20 protein-coding genes, 1 tRNA gene and 1 pseudogene are annotated in these 19,083 nt (G+C 63.4%); 15 read left to right on the top strand and 7 right to left on the bottom strand.

All coding sequences use genetic code 11. The features are described 5' to 3' along the window. Positions 1-954 (top strand): MFS transporter, encoded by a 954-nt coding sequence (locus CK230_RS21080; protein ID WP_245429998.1) that lies wholly within the window; start codon positions 1-3, stop codon positions 952-954. Next, entirely contained in the window at positions 951-1,196 is a 246-nt protein-coding gene (locus tag CK230_RS33655) for a hypothetical protein (RefSeq protein WP_245429997.1), read from the top strand. Before CK230_RS21080 ends, CK230_RS33655 begins: the two co-directional genes overlap by 4 nt. A gap of 39 nt (positions 1,197-1,235) precedes the next feature. Here the strand turns inward: CK230_RS33655 and CK230_RS21075 are convergent, their stop codons facing one another. Then, entirely contained in the window at positions 1,236-1,766 is a 531-nt protein-coding gene (locus CK230_RS21075; protein WP_095819067.1) for a dihydrofolate reductase family protein, read from the bottom strand. A 516-nt stretch (positions 1,767-2,282) separates the two neighbouring features. Here CK230_RS21075 and CK230_RS21070 point away from each other — a divergent pair. Genes CK230_RS21070 through CK230_RS21055 form a run of 4 tightly spaced genes read left to right on the top strand, consistent with a single transcriptional unit; the run spans position 2,283 to position 5,179 of the window. Then, positions 2,283-2,699 (top strand): organic hydroperoxide resistance protein, encoded by a 417-nt coding sequence (locus CK230_RS21070; RefSeq protein ID WP_095819178.1) that lies wholly within the window; start codon positions 2,283-2,285, stop codon positions 2,697-2,699. A 56-nt stretch (positions 2,700-2,755) separates the two neighbouring features. Continuing rightward, positions 2,756-3,817 (top strand): alpha/beta hydrolase, encoded by a 1,062-nt coding sequence (locus CK230_RS21065; RefSeq protein WP_095819066.1) that lies wholly within the window; start codon positions 2,756-2,758, stop codon positions 3,815-3,817. A gap of 24 nt (positions 3,818-3,841) precedes the next feature. Then, positions 3,842-4,354, top strand: coding sequence for a cytochrome P460 family protein (locus CK230_RS21060; RefSeq protein WP_095819065.1), 513 nt, complete (start codon positions 3,842-3,844; stop codon positions 4,352-4,354). A 48-nt stretch (positions 4,355-4,402) separates the two neighbouring features. Next, entirely contained in the window at positions 4,403-5,179 is a 777-nt protein-coding gene (locus CK230_RS21055) for an alpha/beta hydrolase (RefSeq protein ID WP_176480165.1), read from the top strand. 116 nt (positions 5,180-5,295) lie between these two features. On the opposite strand, the pseudogene CK230_RS21050 reads toward CK230_RS21055, so the two are convergent. Further along, positions 5,296-6,064: pseudogene (locus tag CK230_RS21050) on the bottom strand (SDR family NAD(P)-dependent oxidoreductase). Positions 6,065-6,152: 88 nt separating this feature from the next. Between CK230_RS21050 and CK230_RS21045 the strand changes: the two are divergent. Together CK230_RS21045 and CK230_RS21040 are read left to right on the top strand one after the other, a co-directional pair. Continuing rightward, positions 6,153-6,791 (top strand): TetR/AcrR family transcriptional regulator, encoded by a 639-nt coding sequence (locus CK230_RS21045; RefSeq protein WP_095819063.1) that lies wholly within the window; start codon positions 6,153-6,155, stop codon positions 6,789-6,791. Then, positions 6,781-7,578 (top strand): rhodanese-like domain-containing protein, encoded by a 798-nt coding sequence (locus CK230_RS21040; protein WP_095819177.1) that lies wholly within the window; start codon positions 6,781-6,783, stop codon positions 7,576-7,578. The genes CK230_RS21045 and CK230_RS21040 overlap by 11 nt, the downstream gene beginning before the upstream one ends. Positions 7,579-7,959: 381 nt before the next feature. Here CK230_RS21040 and CK230_RS21035 read toward each other — a convergent pair whose 3' ends face one another. After that, positions 7,960-8,667, bottom strand: coding sequence for a helix-turn-helix domain-containing protein (locus CK230_RS21035; RefSeq protein WP_095819062.1), 708 nt, complete (start codon positions 8,665-8,667; stop codon positions 7,960-7,962). Positions 8,668-8,905: 238 nt separating this feature from the next. Between CK230_RS21035 and CK230_RS21030 the strand changes: the two genes are divergently transcribed. Beyond that, positions 8,906-9,208: a YdhR family protein gene (locus CK230_RS21030; RefSeq protein ID WP_095819061.1), complete on the top strand. Its 303-nt coding sequence runs from the start codon at positions 8,906-8,908 to the stop codon at positions 9,206-9,208. Between the two features lie 191 nt (positions 9,209-9,399). Here CK230_RS21030 and CK230_RS21025 read toward each other — a convergent pair. Further along, positions 9,400-9,476, bottom strand: a tRNA-Arg gene (locus CK230_RS21025). 186 nt (positions 9,477-9,662) lie between these two features. Beyond that, positions 9,663-11,156 (bottom strand): HAMP domain-containing sensor histidine kinase, encoded by a 1,494-nt coding sequence (locus CK230_RS21020; protein WP_095819060.1) that lies wholly within the window; start codon positions 11,154-11,156, stop codon positions 9,663-9,665. Positions 11,157-11,411: 255 nt separating this feature from the next. Here CK230_RS21020 and rpmH point away from each other — a divergent pair, with 255 nt between their 5' ends. The 3 genes from rpmH to yidC are packed head-to-tail and all read left to right on the top strand — an operon-like array spanning position 11,412 to position 13,763. Further along, entirely contained in the window at positions 11,412-11,546 is a 135-nt protein-coding gene (gene rpmH, locus CK230_RS21010; RefSeq protein ID WP_008833937.1) for a 50S ribosomal protein L34, read from the top strand. A 16-nt stretch (positions 11,547-11,562) separates the two neighbouring features. After that, positions 11,563-11,916 carry a ribonuclease P protein component gene (gene rnpA, locus CK230_RS21005; protein WP_095819059.1) on the top strand — a complete coding sequence of 118 codons (354 nt, stop codon included), beginning with the start codon at positions 11,563-11,565 and terminating at the stop codon, positions 11,914-11,916. Between the two features lie 14 nt (positions 11,917-11,930). Next, positions 11,931-13,763 carry a membrane protein insertase YidC gene (gene yidC / locus CK230_RS21000; RefSeq protein ID WP_095819058.1) on the top strand — a complete coding sequence of 611 codons (1,833 nt, stop codon included), beginning with the start codon at positions 11,931-11,933 and terminating at the stop codon, positions 13,761-13,763. 490 nt (positions 13,764-14,253) lie between these two features. On the opposite strand, the gene CK230_RS20995 is transcribed toward yidC, so the two are convergent. Together CK230_RS20995 and CK230_RS20990 are read right to left on the bottom strand one after the other, a co-directional pair. Beyond that, on the bottom strand, positions 14,254-15,798 hold the full coding sequence (locus tag CK230_RS20995) for a DHA2 family efflux MFS transporter permease subunit (protein WP_095819057.1): 1,545 nt from the start codon (positions 15,796-15,798) through the stop codon (positions 14,254-14,256). After that, on the bottom strand, positions 15,795-17,087 hold the full coding sequence (locus tag CK230_RS20990; RefSeq protein WP_095819056.1) for an HlyD family secretion protein: 1,293 nt from the start codon (positions 17,085-17,087) through the stop codon (positions 15,795-15,797). Before CK230_RS20990 ends, CK230_RS20995 begins: the two co-directional genes overlap by 4 nt. A gap of 287 nt (positions 17,088-17,374) precedes the next feature. Here CK230_RS20990 and CK230_RS20985 point away from each other — a divergent pair, with 287 nt between their 5' ends. From CK230_RS20985 to yihA, 3 genes are all read left to right on the top strand, one after another. Next, positions 17,375-17,689: a hypothetical protein gene (locus CK230_RS20985; protein WP_095819055.1), complete on the top strand. Its 315-nt coding sequence runs from the start codon at positions 17,375-17,377 to the stop codon at positions 17,687-17,689. Positions 17,690-17,770: 81 nt separating this feature from the next. Further along, positions 17,771-18,409, top strand: coding sequence for a CatB-related O-acetyltransferase (locus CK230_RS20980; protein WP_095819054.1), 639 nt, complete (start codon positions 17,771-17,773; stop codon positions 18,407-18,409). Positions 18,410-18,420: 11 nt separating this feature from the next. Then, the gene (yihA, locus tag CK230_RS20975) at positions 18,421-19,077 is read left to right on the top strand and encodes a ribosome biogenesis GTP-binding protein YihA/YsxC (protein ID WP_095819053.1); all 657 of its coding nucleotides are present in this window, start codon (positions 18,421-18,423) and stop codon (positions 19,075-19,077) included. Positions 19,078-19,083 lie beyond the last annotated feature (6 nt).

Here is a 19,083-nt window from a genome sequence, read left to right as displayed (position 1 = left end):
ATGAGTGGGGGAACCGTGCGCAGCCGCTGGACGATCCTTGCTGTGCTTTTTGTCGCCCGCGCCGCAATTGCGGTGCAATTCCAGAGCATTGCGGCCATCGCGCCGGAGCTGGGCAAGGCGCTCGATGCAAACCTCGCTGACATCGGAGTACTCATCGGTCTGTACTTCGCCCCGGGCGTTGCGCTCGCGCTTCCCGGCGGCGCGATCGGCAGGCGCTTCGGCGACAAGGCAAGCGTGCTCGCCGGCCTGGTGATGATGCTGGCCGGCGAGATGCTGCTTTTCGCCTCGACCTCATGGAGCGTGCAGATCGCGGGACGGCTGATCTCCGGGATCGGAGGCGTGCTGCTGAACGTGCTGATGACCAAAATGATCGTCGACTGGTTCGCGGGCCGGCGGATCGCCACGGCCATGGCGATCTTCATCAACTCATGGCCTCTGGGCATCGCTCTCACGCTCGCCGGGCTGCCGCTGATACAGGCGCAATTCGGCATAACGGGGACGCAGATCGCGGTGATGGTGCTCATCGTCGCGGCGCTCGCGCTGATGGGGTTCCTGTACCAGCCACCCGGACCCGCCGCCGCCCCGGCTTCAGCGGAAGGCTCGCGGCTTGCGAAGCCGGTCGTCTGGGCCGTGCTGCTGGCGGGCCTGATCTGGGCCTTCTACAATGTCGGCTTTGCGATGATCTTCAGTTTCGCGCCGTCGATGCTGGTCGAGCGCGGCTGGTCGACCGCCGCCGCCGGCTCGGCTGTCAGCATCGTGCTGTGGCTCGCGGCCGTTTCCGTTCCCTTCGGCGGCTATCTCGCGGACCAAACCAGGAGCCGCAACGCCATGCTGGCGACAAGCTGTCTCGCTTTCGCGGCCTTGGTCCTCTTGCTGTGGCGCGGTTCGGCTGTGCTGCCCACCGTAGTCGCGCTCGGCCTGGTCTGCGGGCTGCCGGCCGGAGCCACATCATGAGCCTGCCGGCGCGGGCGCTGGCGCCGGCGAGACGCGCGCTGGGAATGGGGCTCTTCTACTCGGTCTACTACGCCACGATGCTGATCGCGCCTTGGCTCGGCGGCAAGCTTGCGCTTTGGGCTGGCGGCGCCGGCGCGGCCCTCGGCCTTGGCTCGGCGGCTCTTCTAGCCTGCCCGGTCCTTTTGTGGGGGTTCGAACGCCGGCTGCTCGTGCAAGCCCGAACGGCACCGCAGGCGGGCTGAGTTTTTTCGACGGACCTCGGCGCGCCCGACATGGCATGATCACGCAGGAATATAGGCCAGCCTCATCACATCCTGGTCGATCCGATCACTGGCGATAAGCCGGAGCGGCGGCCGGGGTCCGGCGAAATAGGGCTTGCCACGGCCAAGCACGACCGGATGCAGGTAGATCCGATATTCGTCGATCAAGCCGAGGTCGGTGAGGCTTCGCGCCAGGTCAGGGCCGGCAAGGGCGATCTCGCCGTCGCGATCGGCCTTCAGCTTGCGCATCGCGCCCTCAAGATCCTCTCCGACGAGGCTGGCGTTGGGACCGACCGATTGCAACGTGCGCGAGACGACCCATTTCGGCTGGTTCCGCCACGCCGCCGCGAAGGCCTGTCGATCGGCATCCCATTCCGGACGATCGTCGTCCCAGTAACGCATGATCTCATACATGCGGCGGCCGTAGACGCTGCCCGCCTTCCTCCGCACATCCTCGATGAAATGGCGGAAGAGCGTGGGGCTTGGCCCAAACTCCGTATGATCGACGTAGCCGTCCAGCGACTGGTTCATTCCAAACACGAGCCTGGCCATCGCCTGTTCCTCGCATGGCATCCGCGCAATCTGATTGCGTTGTGCGATCGGTTCAGGTTAAGCCGACTGGTTTTATTTCGCAATTGGTTTTTGGCGCGTGCGTGAACGCAGCACGGGGATGCGGCCAGTCCGCCCGCCCACCTTCGAGTCCCCTTGCAAGAAACTCAGGCGACCACTGCCAGGCCCGGCGAAGCGGTAACCCGGCTTCAGGATTTGCTCCTGCTGGTGAGCACTAACATCTCCTCATAACCCATAACGGGCCAGCTGGGCGACGTCTCTCTATGTGTCGAAGCAGCCAAGCTTTCCGCCGACCCTCGGAGAATGATGATGCCCGCCCCGTTCCTATCGCTCACGCGGCCGCACCTGCTTGCCGATTTTGCGGCTGCGGGCGTCCTCTCCCTGCTTTCCGCGAGAGCGGATGCGTCCGTCGATGACGAGGCGGCTGGCCGTCCCGTCCATTCGGTTGCCTTCAGCCAGGCGCTGATTGGCGTTCAATCCGCAGCAAGGAAGGATGACATGACTGCACAAGCAAAACGGCTCTACACCGGCAAAGTCCGCACTACCGGTGGTCGGGAGGGGGCGTCCCGCAGCTCCGACGGGAGGCTGGATATCCGGCTGTCGACACCCGGAGGTCCCGGCAGCGGCACCAATCCGGAACAGCTGTTTGCGGCCGGCTGGTCGGCCTGCTTCGAGGGAGCGATGGCGATCGCCGCCCGCAAGATGAACGTCGTGCTGCCTGCCGGCACAGCAATCGACGCTGAGGTGGATCTGAATGTTGATGAAGGTGCATACTTCCTCAACGCGCGCCTCAATGTGAGCCTGCCGGGTCTCGACCCCAACGTCGCACGAGCGGTCGTCGACGCGGCCCATCAGACCTGTCCCTACTCGAAGGCCACGCGTGGCAACATCGATGCCGAAATCAACCTGATCTAGCTCGGTCCCGATTGTCGGTCGGACCTGACTAAACCTCACAGCAAGGCGGTGCACCAATGAATGCAATCAGAACTCCGGAAGACATCGACCATTCCCGCCGGCGCCTGTTCGGCATCGCCGCCGCGACCTTGGCGGCCGCGCAACTCGGCGCGATCAGTGGTGCGAGCGCACAAGGGGGCGAGCCGAAAGCCATCGTCTCAGGCTCCATAAAGCCGCGGACTTCATTTGCATCGCTGAAGCAAATCGACGCGGGCCTGCTGAACATTGGATATGCCGAGGACGGCCCTTCAGACGGCGCTCCTGTCATCCTTCTGCATGGCTGGCCCTATGACATCTACAGCTATGTCGACGTCGTACCGCTGCTTGCGGATGCAGGCTACCGCATGATCGTGCCCTATCTGCGCGGGTACGGCACGACGCGCTTCCTGTCGGATGCCACTGTCCGAAACGGCCAGCAGGCGGCCGTCGCCGTCGACATCATCGCCTTGATGGATGCGCTCGGCATCCAGAAGGCGGTCGTCGCGGGCTACGACTGGGGAGGGCGGACTGCCAATATCATTGCCGCGCTGTGGCCGGAGCGCTGCAAGGCCATGGTGTCTGTCAGTGGATATCTGATCGGCAGCCAGGCTGCTAATGTGGCGCCGCTACCGCCGCAGGCCGAGCTCCAATGGTGGTATCAGTTCTATTTCGCCACCGAGCGCGGCCGTGCAGGCTATGCGAAAAACACGGACGACTTCGCCAAGCTGATCTGGAGGCTCGCCTCTCCGCAGTGGCAGTTCGACGATGCCACTTTCGCGCGCAGCGCGGCAGCCTTCGCCAATCCGGACCATGTCGATGTCGTCATCCACAATTACCGTTGGCGTCTCGGCCTCGCCGCAGGCGAACCCAAATACGACGAGATGGAGAAGAAGCTCGCCACCTTTCCGATGATCGGCGTTCCCACGATCACAATGGAAGGCGATGCCAACGGCGCGCCGCATCCGGACCCTGGCGCCTACGCCAAGCGATTTTCCGGCAAATACGAGCACCGGCTGATCACGGGCGGCATCGGTCACAACCTGCCGCAGGAAGCGCCCCAGGCTTTCGCTCAGGCAGTCATCGACGTCGACCGGCTCTGAGCGCTCGGCAGAGGGAAGATTGCGATGAGAGGCGTTGGTATCGCATTGGCCGGGCTGGCAGCGATATTGGCTGCAGGGGCGTGCGCTACGCGTGAAGCCGGTGCGGGTTCGGACACGACCAATGCCTCCCCGATCTACGGCGTGACGATCCCCGCTGGCTACCGGGGTTGGGAGCTGGTCGCCCCGGCGTTGGAAGCGGACCCGCTGAACGAGCTTCGCGCGGTCGTCGCGAACAGGGTTGCGATCGAAGCATATCAGGCTGGCAGGCTGCCGTTTCCAGACGGCACTGTCCTCGTCAAGCTCGCGTGGAAACGGGCGCAATCGGCCGAATTCGAACCCGCTTCCGTTCCCGGCGCGGCGACGACAGTCCAGGTCATGGTCAAGGATTCGAAGAAATACGCGGCTACGGGCGGATGGGGCTTCGGCAGGTTCGTCGACGGCAAGCCGGTCGATGAAGCCCAGCACCAGACCTGCTTCGCCTGCCATGAGGCGCGCGTTCAGGGTCACGATTATGTCTTCACGCGGCTTGCGCCGTAGTTCAACCATGAACACGTTCAGACGAAGACACTCATGAAGGACATTCAGATGAAAATACTGCTTGCAGCCTTGGCGATCACCAGCGCCTTTTTCGGCAATGCGTACGCGCAGGCCGACAAACCCACCATCGTCCTGGTTCACGGCGCGTTCGCGGATTCGTCGAGCTGGAACGGCGTCGTCAAAATCCTGGAGAAGGATGGCTATCCGGTCGTGGCTGTCGCCAATCCGTTGCGTGGCGTCAAAAATGACGCCGGCTACGTCGGCGACATCCTTGGCTCCATCAAATCGCCTGTCGTCCTCGTTGGGCATTCCTATGGCGGCTCGGTCATCAGCGAAGCGGCCGACGGCCATGCGACCGTCAAGGCGCTGGTCTATGTCGCGGCCTTCGCGCCGGATGCAGGCGAAACAGCCGCGCAACTCGCCGGCAAATTCCCCGGCAGCTCGCTCGGTCCGACCCTCGCGCCGCCGGTCACCCTGTCAAGCGGCGGGAAGGACCTCTACATCCAGCAGGACAAGTTCCACGACCAGTTCGCCGCTGACGTCCCCAAAGCCGAAGCCAGGCTTATGGCTGCGGCGCAGAGGCCCATTGAGGAAGCCGCGCTGAACGAAGTCCAAACTGAAGCGGCGTGGAAGAAGGTTCCGAGCTGGTTCATCTACGGAGACGGCGACAAGAACATACCAGCCGAGGCCTTGGCATTCATGGCTGCCCGGGCCCACTCACAGGGTACCGTGGTCATCAAGGGCGCCTCGCATGTGGTGATGGTGTCGCACCCTGAGCCCGTGGCGCGGCTGATCGAGAAGGCTGCTGCGAAGGCATCACAATGAAAGCGGTCGTGATAACCCCGCAAGGCAGACCGTGATTGAACCTTGCCGAGGTGCCCGGGCCTGGTGGCCCGGGCGATGTTATCCCGAAGCCGGTTCCCACTTTCGGGAGACATGCTTTAGATCCGAGCGCCGCCTGTGGCGTCGATGGACTGCCCCGTCGTCCACCGTGCGTCGCCTGAGGCGACGAAGGTGATGACGTCGGCCACGTCGGCAGGCTGGCCGACACGCGAAAACACCGACAATGCTTCCGCGCCTGCGCGCATCCGTGGCAAGCCAGTCCGCGTTCATATCGGTCTCGGTAACACCGGGCATGACCGAGTTAACGGTTATGCCGCGGCTTGCGAAATCGGGAGCGAGCGCCAGCGTCAGTGTTTCGAGAGCGCCCTTTGACGCTGCATAGGCCGGGTGAGTCGGTGCTGCGATGCGTGTGAAGCCGGTGGAAACGTTGATGATGCGTCCGTCGTCTCGGATGTCATTCGCCAGCGCCTGGATCAGGAAGAACGGCGCCTTGAAGTTGATGGTCATGAGGTCATCGAACGTGGCCTCGCTGGTCTGCGCCAACGGCGTTGCCACTGCGATGCCGGCATTGTTGACGAGGATGTCGAGGCCGGCTTTACCGGTCGCGGCCAGCGCCCCGGCCCTAAACGTTCCGGCAATGCTGTCGGCAGCGGTCTTGGCGTCGCGCAAATCCGCGCCGATGGCGACGGCTCGCGTCCCCAGCGCCTCGATATCCCGCACCGTAGCGTCCGCGGCTTCCTTATTGCTGGCATAGTGCACGCCGATGAACGCAGCACCTTCCTTGGCGAAGGCGAGCGCCACCGCTCGCCCGATGCCGCGCGATCCGCCGGTTACGAGCGCGACCTTGTTCGAGAGGCGTCCAGACATTTGCAACTCCGTTGCGATTTTTAATAGCGATCGATATATTAATCGAAGTCGATGGTTGTCAACAGATTTTATAGGGATCGATATATAAATGACCGAGCCTCCGAAAAAACGGGGCAGGCCGAGGACCCTGGATCGCAATGTCGGGCTTGACGTCGCGGCGCGACTGTTCTGGGAACACGGCTATGAAGGAACATCGATCGCCGACTTGACGGCGGCCATGGGCGTGACCCCGCCGTCGCTCTATGCGACGTTCGGCTCCAAGGAGGAGCTATACAGGCAGGCGCTCGATCATGCCACCGAGCGAGAGAGCAAGGCCCGGGTGGACGCGCTGCAGAGCGACATGAGCGCTTATGAGGCTTTGTCCTTCTACCTGCACGATGTCGCGACCGGCATCTCGCGTCCCGGCGATCCGCGCGGATGCATCGTCTCGACAGCGGTTGTTCAATGCGCGGCGGAAAACGAGACGGTCGCGAAATCCGTAACTGCAAGGCGCGAGGCTGCAATCAAGGCCATACGCGAACGTTTCGACAGGGCGGTCAGCGAAGGGGAACTTGCAGCCGGCACCGACACGGATTCGCTTGCACGATTCTACGGAGCTTTCGTGCAAGGAATGTCGGTGCAAGCCTGTGACGGTGCTTGTACCGAAAGGTTGAGACGTCTGGTCGACATCGCGCTTTCAGCCTGGCCGGGAAACCAAGGTGATGGAAGAGTCCCTCATGTCCCATGATCCCGTCGTCGAACAGTCCGCTCTGAGCGCGTTGCCCGCTTTCCGCCTGCTCGACGTGCGCGACCAGGCTGCCTTCTCCTTGGGCCACGCGCCCAATGCCGTCCGCGTTCCGATCGAGGTGTGGGAAGCTGCAGCAAAAGCCGGAGAGACGTCGTTTGAGAACGTCGCCTATTGGGAACGCGCCATTGACGAACTCGGTGTCGATGGCGAGGTGCCAGCCATCGTCTATGACGACGGGCGCATGACCGAGGCCGCGCGGGTCTGGTTCATCTTGCAGTATTTCGGGGCGAAGGCGTTCATCCTGAACGGTGGATGGCCGGCGTTCGAACGGCACGACGACGTGCCGGAAGCGGCCGAGGCAGCCGGCGCCTCGGCTGTCTTTCGAGCCAGGCCCGGCGCGGGTCCTGTCGGTCTCGTCGATCGGGAGACCTTGAAGGCTGAACTCGACGGCGATGTGCGCATCTTCGATGCCCGTACCGCTGGTGAATATACAGGCGAAGACCTGCGCCGCAATGCGCGCGGCGGCCATCTGCCCGGCGCAAGGCTGCTGCCGCACGCGAACCTGCTAGACGGCTCGCGCCTGAGGCCGGCGGCGGAATTGCACGATCTTCTCGCGCAGGCTGGTTTCCAATCCGGCGACCATATCGTCACCCATTGCGACGGCGGCGGCCGCGCCGCTCTCGCTGCCGCCGCAGCGGCCCAGGCCGGCTATCGCGATGTTCGCGCCTATTACCTCAGCTTCGCCGATTGGGCGAAGGATGAAAGCTGCGCGATCATTCGCGATTGAGCCAACCAGGAGGACGATGGAGGAATCCGACCATGCTCTGGCATCAGCGTGCTCTGCATCATCGACATCGATGTGGCGCTACGCCCCCGCGCCGGGCTTCACGATTCGACCCGATGGGATTCGAACTTCTTTACCGCCAATGGCCGCCGTTGTTACGATTTTCGCCTGCTGGCCATTCTCAATTTCCTACTTGAGCGTAGTCCGGCGGCTATCCGCAGCAAATTTCGGCGATGGCAGCAGTAATGGCCGGATATGGCGCGCCGGACGAGATGAAACTGTGCACTGCTATGTTATTGTTTGCGCTATAGCTTTTTGAGGCGAACCCATGTGGGCCTTTCGTCCTGGGTGGGGTTGAACAAGGCTGCAACCCCAATATCGCTTTCAGGAAAGCTGGACGATTCCCTCGATCGCTGCATAGACCGAGGGTCGCAGCCAACGGTCCATGCTGCGGGCAAGGCCGGGGTCGCCACTCAGGAAAAGGCGGCCCCTTTCTTTCTCGCGCTCGATGCTGGAGTGGCCCTCGATGATGGCCCCCAGCGAAACAACGCCGGTCTCGACGTAAAGGTCGACGTCCCGGCGGGGGTCGAGCCAGCATAGCTCGGGGAAGTCCGCGCCTGGCTCGACGACAAACCAGCAGGTGGGACATTTCGGTGGGGGATCGTCGCGGAAATGGAAGCGGATGACGGCGCGCCGCCGCGGCAGTTCGGCGAGGTCGATCATTCGCCGCACGACCCACATGATGGTCGAAGCATCCGCACCACTGAGCGCGATCTCCGCCTCGATGTTGCATAGGGCCCATTCCGCCAGCGCGTTCATCGCCGGTTCGAGCTTGATCGCCTTCTCGGTGCGGAAATAGTCGACGGTGCCCGCCGCCTTGTCCTCGACGCGCTCGACCAGGCCCGACGACTCCATCTGCTTGAGCCGCCTCGACAGGATGGCGGACGAGATGTTGCCCAACCCCTTGCGAATGTCGTTGAAGCGGGTCGAGCCGTTCCAGAGCTCGGTCAGGATTTGGATCGTCCAGCGCGGTTCCAAGAGCTCGCAGGCGAGCGAGATCGGGCAGATCAGTCCGTAAGGCCGTCGGGTCATGGCCGAGGATTCCTCTGCCGCAAGTTAGTCCCTGTGGAGGTCTAAGGCCAGTTCACAATCTGAAGCGGAACACTTCCGAAGCTGCCCTAGCGCCTGCCCGCCTTCTGGCGCCACGATGCGGACCGCACTGCGCGTGTCGGGCACTTTTCTTGATCGTCTGCTCAAACGCAACAACCGACGCGTGGAGGGTCGCTTGTGGCCGTGCAAAGTCTACTACAGAGAATAAGGGAGGAAGCACATGTCGGCCAAAATCCTGCAAATCAACTACAAGATCAACGGGCCGAGGGCCGAGTATGAGAGAGAAAACCTGCCCTATGCTCAACCCATCGCGGACATGCCTGGCCTGCACTGGAAGGTCTGGATCATAAACGAGGCCGAAAGCGAGGCTGGCGGGATCTACCTGTTCGACGATGACGCCGCAGTGCAAGCTTTCCTGGACGGGCCAATCATTGCCGAGATGAAGGGTGACCCGACGTTGAGCATCAAGGCGTTTGACGTGATCGGGGAACTCACGACCATCACACGTGGCCCGGTAAAGTAGTATTCTTGCAGGTTGGAAGGGCGCATGTTGCGGCGAAAGGGGCGGGGTATCTTCATGCACTACGATCTTGGCTACTTCGACGATGAGACATGCAGACTGGAACCTCTCGACAACCCTTTCGGGCCGAAAGTGTTACCCATGTCTCAGGTATGAACCGTAACCCATGTGTCCGGAACGGACCCTTAGAAATCTGGCGCGCCCGAAGAGATTCGAACTCCTGACCCCCAGATTCGTAGTCTGGTGCTCTATCCAGCTGAGCTACGGGCGCGCAACAGGCCGTGTGTGACACAAGCCTCGCGTTCCGGTCGAGACGGCCGGCCGCGATGTGGAGTGTTCCCTAACGACTGAATTTGAGAATTGCAAGCCGATCCGGCAAAAGTTTTGTCGCAGGCGGTTTTTGCCCATGCCGGGGGTGGCGCGACTTAGGCGGAGGCTGAGCCCGACGGCGTGCAGCTCAGGCGGGGCGACGCAAACTTCCGCGCGCCTGGTCGAGCCGGACCGGCTGGTCGGGGATGGTGACGGCGAAGACGGTGCGGCCGCCGATCGATTCGACCAGCTCGACTGCGCCGCCATGGGCACGGATCAATTCATGCGCGATGGCCAGGCCGAGGCCGGTGCCGCCGCTTCGCGCCGAGCCACGGAAGGCGGCGAACAGGTTCTCGCGCGCCTTGGGCGGCAGGCCGGGGCCGGTGTCGGTGACGGTGATGCGGCTGACGCTGCCATGGCGCTCCGCCGCGACCGCCAGCCGGCGCACCACCGTCCGCTCCGTGTCGGCGGCCATCGCCTGGATGGAGTTGCGGCACAGATTGGTGAGCACGCGGAAGAGATGGTCGGAATCGGCGTCGACCTCGAAGGTCAGCTCCACGGCATTGATGAATTCGATGCCTTCCTCGATATCGAGCAGGCCGTGCACGTCGTCGACCAGCTGGCGCAGCCGCAGACGTCGGCGCGACGGCGCCGGCTCCTGGGTGCGGCCATAGTGAAGCACGCCTTCGGAATAGGAGACGGCACGGTCGAGCGCGCGCAGAAGCTTCGGCGCGAAGGACTGCACGGTCGGATCCTTCACCTGGCGCAGGCGGTCCGACATCAGCTGCGCGGAAGCCAGGATGTTGCGCATGTCGTGATTGATCTTCGACACGGCCAAGCCGAGGTCGGCGAGGTGCTTCTGCTCCGACAGCATCTTCTGCAGCCGATCCTGCATCTGCGCCAGCTCGCGCTCGGCGACGCCGATCTCGTCGGAGCGCTCGGTCGGACAGATTATGCGCCCGGGATCATCTGGCGCCTCGGAGAAGGACAGGATCGAGCGCGTCATGGTGCGGATCGGCCCGATCATGATCAGGTCGATCGCCGCATAGACCAGCATGGCGGTGAACAGCGAGATCAGCAGCGAGACGACGGCGACATTGCGCGAGTATCTCAGCATGGCGTCGCGCAGACGGTAATCCGGCATGATCAGCTCGAATTCCTTGTCGCTGTCGCCGACCGGGCCGAAGACGCGCAGCATTCGCTTGCGGCCGAAGAACAAAGTGTCGAGCGCGCCGGTCATGCCGTTGACCAGCCCGACATTGGCGATGTCGATGTGCTCGTCGACCTGCGGCGGCATGTCGGAAACGACGAGCAGCCGCGAGACCCCGCCGTCGCGCACGGCGATCGCCTTGGCGCCGATCGCCATCAGCACGTCGTTCTGGGCGTTGTGCGACAGCGAGTTGGGCTCGCCCTGCAGGAGCACGATCGACACGGCGGCGGCGGTGCTCAGCCGCTCCTTCAGCCAGTTGACCCGGTAGCTGGCGATCCAGGGCAGGAAGATCAGGATTTCGGCCAAGAGCACGAAGGCGATGGTGAGCAGAAGAAGCTTGGTCGACAGGCCGCGCGACAACGGCACCCGGCGCGTCGGATTTGCCGCCGCCGGGGTTGCCTTTTCATCCGTGGACAGGACTTCACTCGTCATGACGCGGTCTTCACGAAGCCTTGATGGGCAAGATTATGCGATTTGCGGCTTTTTTGCCAATTTCAACCTTGGTCCAGCGAAAAAATGCCCGGAGACCACGGCGGATTGACTTCCAAAAACCTTCTTTCTATAAGCCCGCTCACGCTCGGGCCATTCGTCCCGGCGCGGTTTCGATCGCGCCTAAGCCGGCCCGGCAAAGCTCCTGTTACAGAGTGACAGAATCAAGAAGGGCCGCACCCCGCGGTATTAAAACAAATGAAGCGTACCTACCAACCGTCCAAGCTCGTCCGTAAGCGCCGGCATGGTTTCCGTGCCCGCATGGCCACCAAGGGTGGCCGTGGCGTCGTTGCTGCCCGCCGTAATCGCGGCCGCAAGCGGCTCAGCGCCTGAACGAAAGACGAGATCGTTGCCCGCAACCGGCAAGCCAAAGGGGAAAACTCCCGGGCGGCTTCTGAAACGCGCGGACTTCCTGGCTGTGCGCGGCGGCGAGAAACGCCGCGGACGGCTTTTTCTCGTTGAAGTTCTCGACCGCGGCGACGACCTTGCGCCGCGCGTCGGCTACACCGTCACCAAGAAGGTCGGCAACGCCGTGGTGCGCAACCGCGTCCGGCGGCGGCTGAGGGAAGCCGTGCGCGTTCACGCCGCCGATGACATGGCGCCCGGCAATGACTATGTCATCGTCGGGCGTGAAGACGTGCTTGCCACTCCGTTCGGCCAGTTGAAGGCCGAGCTTTCCCGCCGGCTGCGCGGAACACGATAGGCCAAGGGCTTTCGATGGAAAACAACCGCAATTTCTTCATCACCATCGCGCTGTCGGTGCTGATCCTGACGCTCTGGCAGGTGTTCTACATGAACCCGAAGATGGAGCAGCAGCGGGAGCAGGCCCGCATCGAGCAGCAGCGCGTCGAGGCGCAGAAGAAGGAAGCGGGCGGCGGCGCCAACTCCGGCGCGGTCGGAACGCCGGCCCCGGCGGCCGGCAGCGTTCCCGGCGCACCCGGCGGTGAAGCGGTGACCGCCGCCAGCCGCGACCAGGCCATTGCCGCGACCAAGCGCGTCAAGATCGACACGCCGAGCCTCCAGGGCTCGATCAACCTGACGGGCGCGCGCCTCGATGACCTGAAGCTCAAGCACTATACCGAGACGGTTGACAAGAACTCGCCCGAGATCGAGCTGCTCAACCCATCGTCGCTGCCTAATGGCTATTTCGCCGAGATCGGCTTCGTCGGCAACGATGCGACCGGCGCGGTGCCGGGCGCGGATACGGTGTGGAGCGTCGAAGGCAATCCGACGCTGACGCCCTCGACGCCGGTGACGCTGACCTTCACCAACGACAAGGGTCTGACGTTCAAGCGCACCATCTCGATCGACAACGAATATATGTTCACCGTTTCCGACACGGTGCAGAATTCGGGAACGGCCGCCGTCTCGCTCTACAATTACGGGCGCGTCACCCGTTTCGACAAACCAGCCGTCGCCAGCACCTATGTCCTGCATGAGGGCCTGATCGGCGTCACCGGCAGCGAAGGGCTGACGGAGTACAAATACGCGGCCATCGAGAAGGACAAGGAAGTCAAGCCCGGCAAATCCACCGATGGCTGGCTCGGCATCACCGACAAATACTGGGCCGTGACGCTCATCCCGACGGAGAAGCAGCCCTTCCAGCCGAAATTCTCCTATTTCGAGTTCAAGGACGGGCCGCACAGCCACAGCTATCAGTCCGACTTCCTGTCCGACGCGGTCAGCGTCGCACCCGGCCAGTCGACGACGATCGAGTCTGAAATCTTCGCCGGCGCGAAGGAAGTCGCCAAGATCAACGCCTACGAGGCCGACCGTCACATTCGCCAGTTCAACCTGTTGATCGACTGGGGCTGGTTCTATTTCATCACCAAGCCGATGTTCTGGCTGATCGACACGCTCTACAAATTCTTCGGCAATTTCGGCCTGGCGATCCTCGCCACCACCGTCATCGTCAAGGCGATCTTCTTCCCCCTGGCCAACAAGTCCTACGCCTCGATGGCGAACATGAAGAAGGTGCAGCCGAAGATGGTCGAGATCCGCGAGAAATACGCGGACGACAAGATGAAGCAGCAGCAGGCGATGATGGAGCTCTACAAGACCGAGAAGATCAATCCGCTGGCCGGCTGCTGGCCGGTGGCGCTGCAGATCCCGGTCTTCTTCTCGCTCTACAAGGTGCTCTACATCACCATCGAGATGCGGCACGCGCCGTTCTTCGGCTGGATCCACGACCTTGCGGCGCCCGATCCGACGTCGATCTTCAACCTGTTCGGCCTGCTGCCCTTCGCGGCGCCCGCCTTCCTGCCGCATATGGGCGCCTGGGCGGTGGTGATGGGCATCACCATGTTCCTGCAGATGCGCATGAACCCGGCGCCGCCGGACCCGACGCAGGCCGCGATCTTCACCTGGATGCCGGTGATCTTCACCTTCATGATGGGCTCGTTCCCGGCCGGCCTCGTCATCTACTGGGCCTGGAACAACACGCTGTCGATCCTGCAGCAGGGTGTGATCATGAAGCGCCAGGGCGCCAAGATCGAATTGTGGGACAATCTGGCGGCGATGTTCCGCAAGAAACCATCGCCGGCGGAATAGACGGATCCCCGCCCTCCAGCAAGAACCCGGCCTCGGTCGGGTTTTTTGTTGGAAATGCCGACGGGACAGCGCGAACCCTCGCGATTGGCCGTGGCTTACACCCCGGTCGTCATTCCAGGGCGGAGCAAGGAGCGGAGCGACGCGCGCAGACCCTGGAATCCATGCCGTCACGCCAAGGCGTTGCAACGGTTACAGAATTCTGCACTGCCGCACTCTGCGGCAGAGGTCACGGAATGGATCCTCGGGTCAAGCCCGAGGATGACGGCGTTGGCCTTCGCCGATAAACCCATATGTGATTGCCCGCTCGACGCACCGGGGCGGGAATAATTTTCGGCAAATTATCAGGAGTTCCTGAAACTCCGCGCCGCCCCGCTTCGTATGATTCCAGTCCTCCCCAAAAAGGCCGCGACGGCTTCCGGCGCAGCGACGCCGGTGTTTTGGAGGTCGTCCGGCAGGCCGGGGTCCCGCGGGCGGCGGGATCCCGGTCCTTTTATTCCATGGCCGCGCTGTGATCGACCTTGGCCGGGGCGCCGGGCTTGCGCAGCAGAAGCACCAGCGGGATGGCGGCCAAGGACAGGATCATCATCAGCTTGAAGTCGTCGACATAGGAGATGATCGTCGCCTGCAGCGTGACGAGGCCGTCGAGCGCGGCGCGGCCGGCGGCGGTGTAAGGGCTCAGCGCCTGCGAGATCGCCGGGTCGCCGAAGGCCGGATTATAGGGCGTCACATAGGTGGCGATGTTGGCGTGGTTGATCTGCTGGTTCTGCGTCAGCAGCGCCGAGACCACCGAGATGCCGACGCTGGAGCCGATGTTGCGCGACAGGTTGTAGAGGCCGGTGCCTTCCGCGCGCCGCTCCGGCGCCAGCGTGGCGAAGGTGATCGTGGTGAGCGGCACGAACAGGAAGCCCAAGCCGGCGCCCTGGATGAAGCCGGTGCTGATGATCGTCCATTGCGAAACGGCCGGCGTCCAGCCGGTCATGTCGTACATCGCCCAGGCGGTGATCGCGAGGCCGATGAACAGCAGCCAGCGCGTGTCCACCTTGCCGACCAGGCGCCCGACCACGAACATGCAGGCCATGGTGCCGAGGCCGCGCGGCCCCATGACGATGCCGGCGGTGACCACCGGATAGCCCATCAGAGTCTGCAGATAGGGCGTCATCAGCGCCAGCGAGGCGAGATAGGTGATGCCGATGATGAAGATGAAGATCATTCCGACGGCGAAGTTGCGGTCAAGGAAAAGCCGCGGGTTCACGAAAGTGTCGCGCGCGGTGAAGGTGTGGACGATGAAGATGTAGAAGGCCGAGGCGCAGACCAGCGCCTCGACAATGATCTCGGCCGAAGAGAACCAGTTGAGCTGCTCGCCGCGGTCGAGGAACATCTGCAGCGCGGCGATGGCGACGCTGAGCATGCCGAAGCCCAGCCAATCCAGTCTGGCCTTGAGGTCGAGCTTGGTTTCCTGGACGAACATGGAGACGCCGAAAAAGGCCAGCGCGCCGATCGGCACGTTGATGTAGAACACCCAGCGCCAGGAGACGTTCTCGGTCAGCCAGCCGCCGATTACCGGGCCGAGCACCGGACCGACCATGACCGAGACGCCGAACAGCGCCATGGCTGAGCCGCGCTCCTCGGCGCTGTAGATGTCGAGCAGGATCGACTGCGACAGCGGCACGAGCGCCGCGCCGAACAGGCCCTGCAGCAGGCGAAAGCCGACGATCTGCGGCAGCGACTGCGCAAAGCCGCACAGCACCGAAGCGACGACGAAGCCGGTGATCGCCACCAGAAGGATGCGCTTGCGGCCGAAGCGGTTGGCGAGATAGCCGGACGGCGGCGTCATCACCGCGGCGGCGACGATGTAGGAGGTGAGCACCCAGTTGATCTGGTCGGCGCTGGCCGAAACGCTGCCCTGGATATAGGGCAGCGCGACATTGGCGATGGTGGTGTCCAGCGCCTGCATGATGACCGCCAGGATGACGCAGGCGGTGATGGCGCCGCGATTGGCGGCCACGGGCGCGCCTGTCGCGGAAGCCGTTGTCATGACTTTGACCCGGATTGCTTTAAGAGGCTGGTGATGAAATCGGGCAGGCCGCGCGCATGGTCGGTGTCGATGTCGACCACGGCGCTCATGCCGCCGCGCAGCGGCGGCTTGCCGTCCGGATCATCGATCGTCACGCGCATCGGGATGCGCTGCACGACCTTGACCCAGTTGCCGCTGGTGTTCTGCGCCGGCAGCAGCGAGAAGCTCGACGACGATGCAGGGCTGATCGAGCCGACGGTGCCGTGCCAGACCTCGCCCGGATAGCCATCGATGCTGATCGTCGCCTTCTGTCCGGGCCGGACATAGGTGAGCTCGGTTTCCTTCGGCTCGGCCGCGATCCAGATATCGGTCGACGACACCAGGCTGAAGGCTGGCTGCGAGGCCGGCAGGTATTTGCCGACCTGCAGCGCGTCGACATTGGTGACGATGCCGTCGAACGGCGCCTTGACGACGGAATCGTTGAGGTTGCGCTGCGCATCGTCCACCGCCGACTGGGCCTGCAGGTAGAACGGGTTCTGCTCGACCGGCTGGCTGGCGTCGCCGCCGAGTTGGGCAAGCATCGCCTGCGCCTGCGCCTTGGCGACGGTCACCTTCTGGCGAGCCGCGATCAGATCGTGCTGGGCGCTGTCGAAGGTCGCCTTGGAAGCGGTCGAGGTCTTGAGCAGGTCCTGCTGACGCTGGAAGGCCGACTCGTAATAGGGGATGTCGGCCTCGGCCTGTTCGATCGAGGCCAGCGACTGCTGGTAGCTCGCCTGCAGCGTCAGCACCTGGTTGCGCACCGTGCCGAGCTGCGCCGTGGCGCCGGCGAGCGCGGTCTCGAAGGAGGCCGGCCGCAGCCGGAAGAGCACATCGCCCTTCTTCACCGCCTGATTGTCATGCACGTTGATCTCGTCGACGGTGCCAGAGACGTCGGTCGACACGCCGAGCGACTGCGCCTGGATATAGGCGTTGTCGGTGGTCATGATCTGGCCGCCGACGACATAATAATAGCCGCCGGCCACCAGCGCGACCGGCAGCAGCGCAAACAGGATCGGCCGCGTCAGGCTGCGGCGCGGCTTGGCGGGAGCGGGCGGAGCCACCGTGACTGAAGCCGGCTTCGGCTGAGCCGAGGGAGCCTCCAGCGTCGCCGGCTCCGGCGCCACGGGCGTTTCCAGCTCATCGTCTTCGACGACAGGCGGATTGCCGCGCCTTTGCTCGCGCTGGCTGTCCAGGCGGATGACCTGGTCGCTTGCTCTTTCGCCGACAATGTCTTCGGCGGCGGGCTTTCTGGGTGAGGTTCCTTCAGACATGGACTTTCTCCCGGTCGACGGCCGGCTGAGTGCAGGCCTCGAGCAGATTGCAATTGGTCAAGCATGTTCCGAACAGGCGCGCGGCGCCGTGCAGCACGAAGCTGAGGGTGGGTGAGGTGGACATGGGGTCAGCGAGTCGGCGGACAAACTTTCGTGAGCATGCTTATTATCATCATGCACATAATCCCGCTGGACGCGCAGCGCAAGACCGACTAAGGCGCTTGGTAAAAATATCGCATAGGCCAGAACCCGCCGGACCGCCTTGGGTTTTCGGCAAGGACACGACGATGAACCGGCTCACGATCGCCATGCTGGCGCTGCTCATGGGATACGCTTTTCCGGCCGCCGCGAAGGACGCGGTGAGCTGCGGCGGGGCGGCGATGCTGGGCGGCGCGCAGCTCAATTGCAGCCACGTGCAACCCAAGGCGCCGCCGCAATTCTGCACCTTCAGCTGGGCCTTGCGCACGACGGCCGGCGGGCAGAAAATCGTCGAAGGCAGCTTCTCGCTGCCGCCCGGCGCGTCGAACGTCCAGGTCTATCAGGGCAGCGGCTTCGACAGCGCCCTTTCCAACCCGATCGTGATCTGCCGCGGCAATCATTGAACGGTTGGTGCCGTGGCCGGATCACGTTAGTTTGATCGGGCGTTGACCGCGCCGGACGCCCTTTAGCCACGGAGGACGGCGATGACCGGACCCAACCCCAACATCAAGCATCCGATCGCGATGCATCCGCGCGTCGGCTTCCTGAAGCCGCTGGTGAACGCACCCAACATCGAGATCGGCGACTTCACCTATTATGACGATCCCGACGGCCCCGACAAATTCGCCGAGAAATGCGTGCTGCACCACTACGACTTCATCGGCGACCGGCTGGTGATCGGCAAGTTCTGCGCCATCGCCGAAGGCGCGCGCTTCATCATGAACGGCGCCAACCACGCTATGTCCGGCTTCTCGACCTATCCGTTCAACATCTTCGGCCATGGCTGGGAGGAAGGTTTTGACCCTGAGACATGGTCGAAGGAGATCCGGGGCGACACGATCGTCGAAAATGACGTGTGGATCGGCATGGATGCGGTGATCATGCCGGGCGTCCGGATCGGCAATGGCGTCATCGTTGCAGCGAAATCGGTTGTCACGCACGACGTGCCGCCTTATGCGATCGTGGCCGGCAACGCTGCCAAGGTGGTGAAGATGCGCTTCGACGACTTTACCGTGCGCCGCCTGCTCAAGGCGGCCTGGTGGGACTGGCCGGTCGAAAAGATCAGCCGCAACCTCGACGCCATTCGCGGCGCCGACATTTCAAAACTGGAGGCTGCGGCTTGAGCGCGCCAAACATGAAAAGCGACAAGATGGCGATCGATCCGGAGCTGTTCACCCGCGGCTGGATCTTCATCCGCGGCGTGCCGTCAATGAAATTCCTGCCGCCCGAAGGCCCGCCGGAGATCGCCTTCGCCGGCCGCTCCAATGTCGGCAAGTCGTCGCTGATCAACGCGCTGGTCGGGCACAAGGGGCTGGCGCGCACCTCTAATACACCGGGGCGCACGCAGGAGCTCAACTATTTCGTGCCCGACGGGTTTTCCGGCGAAGGCGCCGACCTGCCGCCGATGGCGCTGGTCGACATGCCCGGCTACGGCTATGCCAGCGCGCCAAAGGACAAGGTCGATGAGTGGACGAAGCTCATCTACGAATATCTGCAGGGCCGCGTGACGCTGAAACGCGTCTACGTGCTGATCGACGCCCGCCACGGCATCAAGGCCAAGGACGAGGAAGTGCTGACGCTGCTCGACAAGGCGGCGGTGTCCTACCAGGTGGTGCTGACCAAGACCGACAAGATCAAGGCCGCCGGCGTGCCGAGGCTGATCGAGGAGACGCTGGCCAAGATCAAGAAGCGGCCGGCGGCTTTCCCCGTGGTCCTGGCGACATCATCGGAAAAAGCCTCGGGCCTCGACGAGTTGCGCGCCGCGATCGTGCTGGTGGCGAACGGCGGCTGAGGCCGT

It is taken from the genome of Mesorhizobium sp. WSM3859, assembly GCF_002295065.1.
GTDB lineage: Bacteria > Pseudomonadota > Alphaproteobacteria > Rhizobiales > Rhizobiaceae > Mesorhizobium.
Note: the sequence above shows the minus strand (reverse complement) of the source record. Positions and strands in the feature narration are given on the sequence as shown.